Origin of the sequence: Dechloromonas sp. HYN0024 (genome assembly GCF_003441615.1) — a bacterium.
GTDB lineage: Bacteria > Pseudomonadota > Gammaproteobacteria > Burkholderiales > Rhodocyclaceae > Azonexus.
In genome coordinates this window covers 2,796,214-2,808,257 of the sequence record NZ_CP031842.1, presented here as the reverse complement: position 1 = coordinate 2,808,257, position 12,044 = coordinate 2,796,214, and the positions used below count along the sequence as shown (strand labels likewise).

Here is a 12,044-nt window from a genome sequence, read left to right as displayed (position 1 = left end):
CCTCCCAAAAGCCCTGCCCATTGCCTGCTCATGTCCCGTCCTTCCAAGATTGTCATTGCCTCCCGCGAATCCCGTCTGGCCATGTGGCAGGCGGTGCATGTCAGAGAACGCTTATCGAGTTTAAATCCGGGAACGGAAGTTGTCATTCTCGGCATGACCACCAAGGGTGATCAAATCCTTGACCGCCCGCTTGCCGAAATCGGTGGCAAGGGCCTCTTCATCAAGGAACTCGAAGTCGCCATGCAGGAAGGCAAGGCTCACCTCGCCGTGCATTCGATGAAGGACGTGCCCATGGTGATGCCGGAAGGCTTTGTGCTGGCCGCCATCTCGGCCCGCGAAAATCCCCGCGATGCCTTTGTTTCGAACAACTACAACGCGCTGGATGACCTGCCGGCCGGCGCCATTGTCGGCACCTCCAGCCTGCGCCGCGAATCCATTCTGCGCGCCAAGTATCCGCAACTCGTTATCAAGAGCCTGCGCGGCAATCTCGACACCCGCCTCAAGAAGCTGGATGCCGGCGAATACGACGCGATCATCCTGGCCGCTGCCGGTCTGATTCGCCTCGGCATGGAAAGCCGCATCAAGTCGGTGCTCACTGCCGAACAGTCGCTGCCGGCCCCCGGCCAGGGTGCTTTGGGGATCGAACTGATCGATGGTGCGGCCGATATGGCCGATGTCGTCGCCCCGCTTAACGACCCGGAGACCGCTCACTGCGTCAAGGCCGAACGCGCCTTCTCGCGCGCTCTGGGCGGCAGTTGCCAGGTGCCGCTGGGTGGCTATGCCATCATCGAAAATGGCCAGCTCTGGCTGCGCGGCTTTGTCGCTACCGCTGACGGCAAGGAAGTGGTCAGCGCCGAACTGCGCGGTAATCCGGTTGATGATGAAGCGCTCGGCCTGCAACTGGCATCCGAACTCCGGGCCAAGGGCGCCGATGCCATCCTCGCCAAGCTGGCCTGCCACGCGTAGGGTCGAATGAGCCTTGGCGGCCCTCTGGCTGGCAAAACCATCGTCGTGACCCGGCCACAGGCGCAGGCCGCGCCGCTGGCCGAGGCGATAGCGAAGGTCGGTGGTACGGCGCTGATTTTCCCCTTGCTTGAGATTTCACCGGCGGCTGATTCAGCGCCATTGGTTGAAGCCGCTGCCCGGTTAGAGGATTATGCGCTGGCCGTGTTCATCAGCCCGAATGCGGTCGAACATGCCCTACCGGTTTTGCTGGCGGACAAAGCCTGGCCGGCATCGCTGATTCCCGCGGCGGTCGGACAAGGCACCGTCAAGACGCTGGCGGCGCACGGGGTCATGGATTGCATCGCGCCGACCGAGCGTTTTGATTCCGAAGCCCTGCTTGCCTTGCCCGAACTCAGCGCCGAGCGCGTTGGCGGGCGGCGCATCGCCATCTTTCGTGGTGATGGCGGCCGCGAGCTTCTGGCCGAGACGCTGCGTCAGCGGGGTGCGACGGTCGATTGCATCACCGCTTATCAGCGCTCCGGGCCATCCACAGGTGCTACGCCGCTGATGGCAGCCTGGCGGGCCGGCCGACTCGATGCGCTGGCCGTGTCGAGCAGTGAAGGTCTGCGCTATCTGGTCGACTTGCTCGATGCCGAGGGCCGCGCCTTACTGCACAACACACCCGTGTTCGTTCCGCATGCCCGGATCGCCGAAAATGCCCTGGCTTTGGGTTTAAGCAACATTCTCCTCACCGAAGCAGCCGACGCCGGCATCCTCGCCGGCTTAGTTGCTTATAATTGGCCGGCATGATGCCCGAAAACGAAAACTCCTCCCCGTCAGCCATGACTTACCTCCCGGCGCCCCGCCCCAGGCGCACTGGTCCCTGGCTGTTCGTTGCCATTGCCGCGCTGCTGCTGGCTGCCTGGCAGTGGTTCGAAACCCGCCATCGCCTGCTCGATGTGCAGCAGGAAGTGGCTGGCAAACTGGCCGCCTTCGATACCGGCAACAAGGAAGACCGTGGTGCCCAGAAGCAGTCGCGTGAGCAGATCGAGGCCCTGCAGGCCCGGCTCGGCGCGGTCGATGGCAAACTGGCCGAGTTCCAGACCCAGACGGCGAGCTTGCAGGCGCTTTATCAGGATATTGCCCGTAGCCGCGAAGAAATTACGCTTCTTGAAGTTGAACAGGCCATCGTGCTGGCCGGGCAGCAATTGCAGCTGGCAGGCAACCTGCCGGTCGCCGTGCTCGCCCTGCAAACAGCCGATGCGCAGCTGGCGCGCCTCGACCGTCCGCAGCACCTGCCGTTGCGCAAGGCGCTAGCCAAGGATCTGGCCCGTCTCAACGCCTTGCCGTTCGTCGATATGCCGGGTATCAGCCTGCGCCTCGAGCAGGTACTCATTGGAATCGACAAGTTGCCGCTGGTCTCCTCGGTGCACCCGGAAAAAATGCCTGAAAGCGATCCGGCAATGGCTTCCCTGCCGTGGTGGCAGCGTACCGGCGAAGCGATCTGGCAGGAAATGAAGGGCCTCGTTCGTATCCAGCGCATGGATCGCGATGATGCAGTATTGCTGGCGCCGGGTCAGGGTTACTTCCTCCGCGAAAATCTCAAGCTGCGCCTGCTCAATGCCCGACTCGCCCTCTTTTCTCGCGATCAGGCAACTTTCCGCAACGAAGTGAAAGTGGCGCTCGATTTGCTGGGCCGTCATTTCGACGGTGGTGACAAGGCAGTTCAGACGGCGCAGACCACCCTACGCCAGATGACGGCCACCGAGATCAATGTCGAGCTGCCCAACCTCGGCGATAGCCAGGCGGCCTTGCGGTCGCTGCGTCAGGGCAAGGAAAAGCGGTGAAGGCGCTGCTCTGGATTCTTGCCCTGTGCGGGCTGGCTGTTGCAGTCGCGCTCGGCGCCCGTACCAACGATGGTTATGTTTTGCTGGTACTGGCACCGTGGCGTGTCGAGATTTCCCTGAATCTTTTCATCCTTGTGCTGCTCTCCGTGTTCGCTGGTCTTTACGCTGCGGCTCGGGCCTTGTCGGTGACCTTTGGCCTGCCGCAACGGGTGCGCGAATACCGGGCGCAGCGGCAGCGGGAAAGCGCTGGCCTGGTTTTCCAGGATGCTGTCCGGCTGCTTTTCGAGGGGCGTTTCGGTCAGGCCATGAAAAAAGCGACCGAGGCCCATGGCGCCGGTACGGCCCCTGGCCTGTCGGCACTGATTGCCGCACGGGCGGCGCAACGCATGCGTGAGCCGGAAAAACAGCAATACTGGCTGGAGCATGCCAAGACAGACGATCCACGTACCGAGGCGGCGACACTCATGCTTGACGCCGAAATGGCCAACGAGGAGCGGCGCTTCGATGCCGCGCTGGCCGCGCTCGACAAGCTGCAGGGCAAGCAGGGGCGTCATATTGCCGCCCTGCGCCTGGAACTGCGGGCCCGTCAGGGGCTGGGTGACTGGGACGGCGTCCTCAAGCTGGCACGTCAGTTGGTCAAGCGTGATGCCCTGCCGCTTGAAGTGGTCCGCGAAGTGTTCAGCCAGGCTCACCTCGGCAATATTGCCAGGCGGGTGGCCGATCAGGGCAAGCTGACCAGCTATCTGCGCACCGTGCCTGACGATGAGCGCGGTCGCCGCGTGGTGCTCGCCGCCGCACGTGCGCTGGTTGGTCTGGGGGCCGAGGCAGAGGCGCAGAAGCTGATTGAAAGTGTGCTTGATGCCGCCCAAGACGACGAATGGCAACCCGACCTGGCGGCCATTTATGGTCGTCTGGCCAACAGCGAGCAGACCGCCCGTATCGCCAAGGCTGAGGGCTGGCTGCGCCGCCATCCTGACGATGCTCGCCTGCTCAAGGCCCTGGGTCGCATGTGCCTGCGCCAGCGACTGTGGGGCAAGGCGCAAAGCTATCTGGAAGCTTCCCTGTCGGTGCACCCATCGCAGCAGGGCCATCTTGAACTGGCCCGGCTATTCGATCAGCTGGAACGCCCCGAAGAAGCCAACAAGCATTACCGGGCCAGCGCCCTGCTCGATAGTCGGTAGTTTGGTCGCTGGCTTTTCGCTAGCGATGGCCGGCCAACAACGCTAAACCACCCAGTCCTGCGGCTTGAGGAACACCTCGTAGAGTTCTGCTTCCGGCGTGCCGGTTTCCGGCTGCCAGTCGTAGCGCCATTTGACGATGGGCGGTAGCGACATCAGGATCGATTCGGTACGGCCACCGGATTGCAGGCCGAATAGCGTGCCGCGATCCCAGACCAGATTGAATTCGACGTAACGACCCCGACGATAAGCCTGGAAGTCGCGTTCACGTTCACCGTAAGGCACCTCGCGGCGCTTGGCCAGCACCGGCAGATAGGCCGTGGTGAAGGCATTGCCGACGGCCTGGGTGAGGTCGAAACAGCGTTCGAAACCGCCTTCATTGAGATCGTCGAAGAAGACGCCGCCGACACCGCGCGGTTCGTTGCGATGCTTGAGGAAGAAGTAGTCGTCACACCAGTTCTTGTATTTCGGATAGACCATCTCACCAAAAGGGGTCAGGGCATCCTTGCAGGTCTGGTGAAAATGGACGACATCGTCACGCTGGCCGTAGTAGGGGGTCATGTCCATGCCGCCGCCAAACCACCAGACATCCTCTTCACCTTCCTTGCGGGCGACGAAGCAGCGGACATTCATGTGGGCTGTCGGGCAATAGGGATTGCGCGGATGGAGGACCAGGGAAACGCCCATCGCCTCCCAGGCGCGGCCGGCCAGTTGCGGACGGACAGCGGTGGCCGAGGCCGGAAGTGACTGGCCGGTGACATGTGAGAAATTGACGCCGCCCCGCTCAAAGAAGCTGCCATCCTCGATCAGTCGCGAAATGCCGCCGCCACCTTCCGGGCGTTCCCAGCTATCGGTACGGAAGGACTGTCCGTCGAACGCTTCGAGTTCGGCCACGATACGGGTTTGCAGGCCGGTGAAAAAGGTTTTTAGCTGGGCGGTGTCGATGCTCATGGGGCGTTTTCAGGAGTCTGTGGTGGGGGGGAGGGCGTAGCGGTTTCGGCCTTCGGCCTTGGCCTGGTACATGGCAGTGTCAGCCTGGCTGACCAGTTGTTTGACGGTCATTGTTGCGGCTTGTTCGCTGCTGCAGGTGGCAATGCCGATGGAAACCCCGAGATGTATCTCCAGATTGTTGATGGAGATTGTTTCGGCAAGTGCGGCAATACATTTTTGGGCCACCCGTTCGGCGGCATCCTGCGGCTTTTCGGTGTCGGTGAGCAAGATCAGGAATTCGTCGCCGCCGAGGCGGGCGACGGTATCGACATCGCGGACGGCACGCGTAAGGCGGCCGGCGATTTCGGCCAGAACCAGGTCACCGACGGCGTGCCCGTGAGTGTCATTGACCGGCTTGAAGCGATCAAGATCAAGGAAGAGCAGGGCCAGACCAAGCTGGTTACGCTGTATCCGGTGCAACTCGATGTCCAGGCGCTGGTCGATCATCCGCCGGTTGGGCAAGCCGGTCAGCATGTCGTGGTGAGCCATCTCGGCCAGGCGCTGCTCCTGGGACCGGAGGCGTTCCTGCAAGCGATTGAAGCTGAGGGCGACGTCGGCCACTTCGTCAGCCGTATGGGTTGCCACTGGTTGCATCGGGCGCGTCCCGTCGGCCATGTCGTGAAGCTCGCGGGCCAGTTGGGCGATCGGTTGGAGCAGGCGGTTCAGTACCCAGAGCAGAATGATGATGCTGGGCAGGGAGAGCAGGGCGGTAATCAGCAGGGTGTTGCGCAGGGAGTTTGACACTGGCTCGAAGGCCTCGTCGGTCGGCTGTCGGGCCACGAGAAGCCAGTTGGCGCGCGGTACCTCGGCCGTGGCAATCAGTTCATCCTGGAGTGCTGCGTTGCGGATGATTTTGATGCCGCGCTGGCCCTTGATCGCCGCATCAATTATCGGGTCGTCGCCGGCGGCGGGGATAGGGGTGACTGCCTTGCTGGCATCCGAGGTAATAACGAAGAGGCGATGCTGCGGCGAAACGAGTTGGTAGCTGCCATGTTTACCAGGGCTGGTGCCGTGGATCAGGTCGAGAAAACCGGGCGCCGCGAGCGGGGTCACACCGGCCAGAATGCCGAGCAGCTTCTTGTCGTTATCAAATACGGGGATGGCGATGACCAGTGCCGGCTCGCCCGTGGCCCGGGCGATCAGCGGCTTGCTGATGACCGGGCGGCCGGTACTGGTTGCAGCGATATACCAGTCGCGATCAACAAACGATTTTGGGCGGGTTTTCAGGCGCGGAGCGTCGCCGATCGTCGGGCCGCCATCAGCCGGCACAACCATCAGCCCGATGGTGAACAGGGTGTGGATGGCCTTGCGGTCCTCCAGCCATTGCTGCATCGCCGGGGGGTCGGTGAACAGGGCTGGCGGCATGTTCAGGGCAACCCGTTTGAGGCTCTCCTGACGCAGCGTCAACTTGGCGTCAATGTCGCGCGCAATATAGCTGACGCCGGTCATCTGCCGATTGGAGAGCATGGCCTGCATGTCGTCATGCAGGATGCGCGTCGCAAAGAAGGTGATCAGGCTGATGCCGGCGAGAAACAGCAATACCGAAACGACGGCGATCCGCGCCTTCAGACTGCTGCCCAGGGTCGCCAGCATGGCCTCTGAGCCTTAGCGGGAAATGGCCCGGAAGCCAATGTCCTTGCGGTACTGCATGCCATCCCAGCTGATCTGTACGGCCGCCTCGTAGGCTGCCTTCTGGGCCAGTTTGACGTTTTCACCCAGGGCCGTGACGCAGAGGACGCGGCCGCCATTGGTGACTACCTTGCCATCCTGCTCGGCCGTGCCGGCGTGGAAGACATGGGCGTCGGTGCCAAAACTGTTGCCAGCCGGCAGCCCCTGGATGACATCACCTTTTTTCGGGGTGTCGGGGTAATTGGCCGCGGCGAGAACGACACCGAGGGCGATGCGACGATCCCATTCGGCTTCGACCTGGTCAAGCGTGCCATCGATGCCGTGTTCGAGCAGATCGACGAAATCGGACTTGAGGCGCATGAGGATCGGCTGGGTTTCCGGGTCGCCCATGCGGCAATTGAATTCCAGGGTCTTGACCGAGCCATCCTTGCCAATCATCAGACCGGCATAAAGGAAGCCGGAGAAGGGAATGCCGTCGGCCGCCATGCCACGCACCGTCGGCAGGATGATTTCGCGCATGGCCTTGGCGTGAACTTCCGGGGTGACGCACGGGGCTGGCGAATAAGCGCCCATGCCACCGGTGTTCGGGCCCTGATCGCCATCGAAAATTCGTTTGTGATCCTGGCTCGAGGCGAGGGCCAGGACGTTCTTGCCATCGACCATGACGATGAAGCTGGCTTCCTCGCCGTCGAGGAAGTCCTCAATGACGACGCGGGCACCGGCGTCGCCGAGCTTGTTGCCGGACAGCATGTCGTCGATGGCAGCGTGGGCTTCCGGCAAGGTCATGGCGACCACGACGCCCTTGCCGGCGGCCAGGCCGTCGGCCTTGATGACGATAGGCGCACCCTGCTTGTCGATGTAGGCATGGGCGGCAGCCGGTTCGGAAAAGGTTTCAAAGCCAGCGGTCGGAATGTTGTGGCGGGCCATGAAGCGCTTGGCGAAATCCTTCGAGGATTCGAGCTGCGCAGCTTCCTTGGTTGGCCCGAAGATTTTCAGGCCACGGGCCCGGAAAGTATTGACCACCCCGGCGGCCAGCGGGGCTTCCGGTCCGACCACGGTGAGGTGCACCTTGTTCTGTTCAGCGAAGTCAGCCAGCGCTTCCGGATCGGTTATGTTGACGTTCTCCAACTCGTGCTCGCGCGCCGTACCGGCATTGCCGGGAGCGACAAAGACGCGTTGCAGGCCGGGCGTTTGTGCCAGGCGCCAGGCCATGGCGTGCTCGCGGCCGCCGGAACCGATGACTAGAAGTTTCATGGCTGTTTCCTTGTTAGTTGCACCACTGTCTTTCGCAGGGGATGCCGTCGTTATTGCCGTCCATCTTGGTCCCCGGGCAGTTTCTGAGGAACCAGGTTGCTTCTTCGCAGGATTTCATCTGCGAGCAGTAAATTCGTCCGTCGCAATGGTAGTTCACACTGGCCGGTCGCTCGGGCCGGCTTTGCGGTCGTTCCCCTGGCAGGTCGGCGAGGGCTGTTGGGCTCCCCGCTGCCAGCGTTCGTGCCGTCGCCAGCTGATATTTGCCGTAGCCGTGCCAAGCCAGTGCTGCAAGTATCAACAGGACGATGACGTGTTTCATCAAGTATCTGGTGATTGGTCTGGACGTTTAGCCGCTGTGCGCGCCCTAACCATCCAGACTGCTTTTAGTGGCGGAAGTGACGCGCACCGGTGAACACCATGGCCAGGCCATGCTCGTCGGCTGCCGCGATGACTTCGTCGTCGCGCATCGAGCCACCCGGCTGAATCACCGCCTTGGCACCGGCCGCCGCCAGAACGTCGACGCCGTCGCGGAACGGGAAGAAGGCATCCGAGGCGACGACCGAGCCGTTCAGGTCGAGGCCGGCGTGCTGGGCCTTGATGCTGGCGATCTTGGTCGAATCGACGCGGCTCATCTGGCCGGCACCGACGCCGAGGGTCATGCCGCCGCCACAGAAGACAATGGCGTTGGACTTGACGAACTTGGCAACGCGCTCGGCGAAGAGCAGGTCTTCGATCTGCTGGGCGGTCGGCTGGACCTTGGTGACGATCTTCAGACCCGAGGCCTGGGCCGTGAAATCATCCGGCGTCTGGACCAGCAGGCCACCGCCGACGCGCTTGTATTCAAGGGCGTTGAGCTGGCGCGAGATGGGCACGACGAGGACGCGCAGGTTGGTCTTGCCGGCCAGCGCGGCCTTGGCTTCCGCCGTGTAGGACGGGGCGATCAGCACTTCGACGAAGTGCTTGCGCTCGTTCATGGCATTGACGACGTCGAGGCCAACTTCGCCGTTGAAGGCGATGATGCCGCCGAAAGCCGAGGTCGAGTCGGTCTTGAAGGCCTTTTCGTAAGCAGCGAGCAGGGTGCCGTCGATGGCCACGCCGCACGGGTTGGCGTGCTTGACGATGACGCAGGCCGGGGTGTCAAAGGACTTGACGCATTCCCAGGCGGCATCGGAGTCAGCGATGTTGTTGTAGGACAGTTCCTTGCCTTGCAACTGGCTGTAGGCGGCGATGCTGCCGGCGACCGGGCTGGGTTCACGGTAGAAGGCGGCAGACTGGTGTGAGTTTTCGCCGTAGCGCAGGATTTCCGTGCGGTCGAAGGCCAGTTGCAACTTGGCCGGGAAGATGGCCGGGACCGGGGCAGCCGCTTCCGGCGTAGCTTCGACGCCGTCGTCGAGACCGGTCAGCCAGTTGGCGATCATGCTGTCGTAGCGGGCGGTATGGGTGAAGGCCTTCTTGGCCAGACCGAAACGCGTTGCCAGTTGCAGGGCGCCGCCATTGGCCTTCATCTCTGCCAGCAGGGGGGCGTAGTCTTCCGGGTCGGTGACGATGGCGACGCCGGCGTAGTTCTTGGCCGAGGAGCGGACCATGGCCGGGCCACCGATGTCGATATTCTCGATGGCATCGGCCAGCGTGACGCCGGCCTTGGCGATGGTGGCGGCGAAGGGGTAGAGATTGACGCAGACCAGATCGATGGTCGGGATACCGTGCGCTTCAATGGTCGCCAGATGTTCCGGCAGGTCGCGCCGGGCCAGGATGCCGCCATGCACCTTCGGGTGCAGCGTCTTGACACGGCCATCGAGCATTTCCGGGAAGCCGGTGTAGTCGCCGATTTCGGTGACAGACAGGCCGGCATCGCGCAGCATCTTGGCGGTGCCGCCGGTCGACAGCAGCTTGACGCCCTGGGCGGCGAGGCCTTGGGCGAATTCGAGAACACCCGTCTTGTCGGAGACGGAAATCAGGGCTTGTTTGATGGTCATGGTGATTACAGTAGTTGGTGTTCTGTCAGTTTCTTGCGCAGCGTATTGCGGTTGATGCCCAGCATCTCCGCCGCCAGCGTCTGGTTGGCACCGGCCTTGGCCAGCACCACTTCGAGCATCGGCTTTTCGACGCTCTTCAAAACCATGTCATAGATTGCGCCCGGCTTTTCGCCATCGAGGTCGCGGAAGTACTGCTCCAGTGCACTGATGACGCACCGCCCCAAGTCTTGTTGGCTCATGCTGCCAACGCCTCCTCTTTGTCATATTTTAAGATGTCGTTTTCTTCCGCCTGGCGGATGAAAAACTCGTTCACTGCCTGCATCTGTTGTTCGATGCTGGGCAGGACGTTCATTTCCTTGCGGAAGGCCGCCGAGCCAACCAATCCCTTGGTGTACCAGGAGATGTGCTTGCGGGCGACCTTGAACCCCGTTTCCGGGCCGTAGAAAGCGTAAAGGTCCTCGAGATGGGCCAGCAGAATGGCGTGGATCTCGGTGACTCTGGCCGGCGGCAAATGCTCGCCGGTCTTCAGATAATGTTCGATTTCGCGGAACAGCCAGGGGCGGCCCTGGGCGGCCCGACCAATCATGATGCCGTCGGCGCCGGTGACGTCGAGCACGTGCTTGGCTTTTTCCGGTGTCGTGATGTCGCCGTTGGCGATGACCGGGATGCGGATCAGCGTCTTGACCAAGGCGATGGTGTCGTACTCGGCTTCCCCTGTGTATTGCTGGCAGCGCGTCCGGCCATGGATGGCGACGGCACGGATACCGGCCGATTCAGCAATGCGCGCGATGGTCGGCGCGTTCTTGTTGGCGATGTTCCAGCCGGTGCGGAATTTGAGCGTGACCGGCGTGTTCGGCACGGCAGCGACGACGGCGTCGAGAATCCGACCGACGTGTTCCTCGTCCTGCATGAGGGCCGAACCGGCCATGACGTTGCAGACCTTTTTGGCCGGGCAACCCATATTGATGTCGATGATCTGGGCGCCGTTATCGACGTTGTGTCTGGCCGCTTCGGCCATCATCTTGGGGTCGGCCCCGGCAATCTGCACCGAAATCGGTGCCACTTCGCCTTCGTGATTGGCCCGGCGCAAGGTCTTCTTGCTGCCGTAGAGCAGCGAGTTGGATGTAACCATCTCGGAAACGGCCAGCCCGGCCCCGAGTTTTTTGCACAACTGGCGGAAAGGCCGATCCGTCACGCCGGCCATGGGGGCGACGAACAGATTGTTGCGGAGCTGAAAACCGGCAAATTCCATGGGCGTACGAAGGGTCGGGTAAATCTTGGGGAGCCACGAATTTTACCCGAGTCGGCGCTTAAAAAATAGTCAAATCGTCAGGCTCAGCGTTAAGAGTAGGGCAAACCCTAATTGCAGTCCGGCCGTCGCAGCAAGGATGCTGTTGAACGCCGGACCCGGTGCTTCGCGGTAAAAGCGGTGGATCAGCCGGAGAGCCAGCGGCAGCGTCAGCAGCGGCAGGGCTGTGGGCCAGCCGAGGTTGGCGAGGAGGGGCAGCAGCGCATAAGGGGCGAGCATTTCTGCGGCGTAGATGCGGCGGCAACCCGGTCGGCCGAGGCGAACAGCTAGGGTGTTCTTGCCATTTTTTGCATCGCCATCGAGATCGCGGTAATTATTGACGGTGATCACTGCCGCAGCGTGAATTCCGACCAGAGCGCCGGCCAGCAGGGCAGTGGGAGACAGGCTCAACGTCTGCAGGTAGTAGCTGCCGCCGACAGCGATCAGGCCGAAGAAGATGAACACGAACACTTCGCCCAGCGGTCCATAGGCAATCGGTTTTGGCCCGCCGGTGTAGGCCCAGCCGGCGGCGAGTGAGGCGAGGCCGATGGCAACGATGGGCCAGCCGCCGTGGGCGACCAGATAAATGCCACACAGGAATGCCAGGGCGAAACTGAGCCAGGCCCCCGACCTGACCTTGCCCGGGGTCAGCCAGCCTTCAGCTGTGGCGCGCTTCGGGCCGAGGCGTTCGGGCGTATCAGTGCCGCGCAGAAAATCGCCGACATCGTTGAACAGGTTGGTGCCAATCTGGATGAAGGCCGCGCCGAGCGCGGCCGCGAGCAAGGGCAGCCAGAGCAGGGTGGCGCTGTCGTGCCAGGCGACGGCCGTCCCGACGAGGACCGGCGATAACGAGACCGACAATGTCTTCGGACGACAGGCAAGAAACCAGGCGGTGCTTGTCTTCATGCGAGGGTGCTTTGGCGTTGCAGGCGATGCC

The 12,044-nt window shown here is 62.4% G+C and carries 12 protein-coding genes; 4 read left to right on the top strand and 8 right to left on the bottom strand.

Features of this window, described 5'->3' with window-relative positions:
• Positions 1–30: 30 nt before the first annotated feature.
• The 4 genes from hemC to HYN24_RS13480 are packed head-to-tail and all read left to right on the top strand — an operon-like array spanning position 31 to position 3,973.
• On the top strand, positions 31–966 hold the full coding sequence (gene hemC / locus HYN24_RS13495; RefSeq protein ID WP_205421395.1) for a hydroxymethylbilane synthase: 936 nt from the start codon (positions 31–33) through the stop codon (positions 964–966).
• Between the two features lie 6 nt (positions 967–972).
• A complete protein-coding gene (locus HYN24_RS13490) occupies positions 973–1,755 on the top strand; it encodes a uroporphyrinogen-III synthase (RefSeq protein ID WP_117609731.1) in 783 nt (260 codons plus the stop codon).
• 32 nt (positions 1,756–1,787) lie between these two features.
• Positions 1,788–2,792: a uroporphyrinogen-III C-methyltransferase gene (locus HYN24_RS13485; RefSeq protein WP_240327680.1), complete on the top strand. Its 1,005-nt coding sequence runs from the start codon at positions 1,788–1,790 to the stop codon at positions 2,790–2,792.
• Entirely contained in the window at positions 2,789–3,973 is a 1,185-nt protein-coding gene (locus HYN24_RS13480) for a heme biosynthesis protein HemY (protein ID WP_117609729.1), read from the top strand. Before HYN24_RS13485 ends, HYN24_RS13480 begins: the two co-directional genes overlap by 4 nt.
• Before the next feature lie 42 nt (positions 3,974–4,015).
• Here HYN24_RS13480 and hemF read toward each other — a convergent pair whose 3' ends face one another.
• The 8 genes from hemF to HYN24_RS13440 all read right to left on the bottom strand — a co-directional run bounded on the left by hemF (position 4,016) and on the right by HYN24_RS13440 (position 12,013).
• A complete protein-coding gene (gene hemF / locus HYN24_RS13475; RefSeq protein WP_117609728.1) occupies positions 4,016–4,921 on the bottom strand; it encodes an oxygen-dependent coproporphyrinogen oxidase in 906 nt (301 codons plus the stop codon).
• A 9-nt stretch (positions 4,922–4,930) separates the two neighbouring features.
• Positions 4,931–6,553: a GGDEF domain-containing protein gene (locus HYN24_RS13470; RefSeq protein WP_117609727.1), complete on the bottom strand. Its 1,623-nt coding sequence runs from the start codon at positions 6,551–6,553 to the stop codon at positions 4,931–4,933.
• Positions 6,554–6,565: 12 nt separating this feature from the next.
• A complete protein-coding gene (gene purD / locus HYN24_RS13465; RefSeq protein WP_117609726.1) occupies positions 6,566–7,843 on the bottom strand; it encodes a phosphoribosylamine--glycine ligase in 1,278 nt (425 codons plus the stop codon).
• 13 nt (positions 7,844–7,856) lie between these two features.
• On the bottom strand, positions 7,857–8,162 hold the full coding sequence (locus HYN24_RS13460; protein WP_117609725.1) for an excalibur calcium-binding domain-containing protein: 306 nt from the start codon (positions 8,160–8,162) through the stop codon (positions 7,857–7,859).
• 64 nt (positions 8,163–8,226) lie between these two features.
• Entirely contained in the window at positions 8,227–9,819 is a 1,593-nt protein-coding gene (gene purH / locus HYN24_RS13455; RefSeq protein ID WP_117609724.1) for a bifunctional phosphoribosylaminoimidazolecarboxamide formyltransferase/IMP cyclohydrolase, read from the bottom strand.
• Positions 9,820–9,824: 5 nt separating this feature from the next.
• Entirely contained in the window at positions 9,825–10,058 is a 234-nt protein-coding gene (locus HYN24_RS13450; protein WP_117609723.1) for a Fis family transcriptional regulator, read from the bottom strand.
• Positions 10,055–11,071: a tRNA dihydrouridine synthase DusB gene (gene dusB, locus HYN24_RS13445; protein WP_117609722.1), complete on the bottom strand. Its 1,017-nt coding sequence runs from the start codon at positions 11,069–11,071 to the stop codon at positions 10,055–10,057. The genes HYN24_RS13450 and dusB overlap by 4 nt, the downstream gene beginning before the upstream one ends.
• 69 nt (positions 11,072–11,140) lie before the next feature.
• Positions 11,141–12,013 (bottom strand): 1,4-dihydroxy-2-naphthoate polyprenyltransferase, encoded by an 873-nt coding sequence (locus HYN24_RS13440; RefSeq protein ID WP_117609721.1) that lies wholly within the window; start codon positions 12,011–12,013, stop codon positions 11,141–11,143.
• Positions 12,014–12,044: the final 31 nt, after the last annotated feature.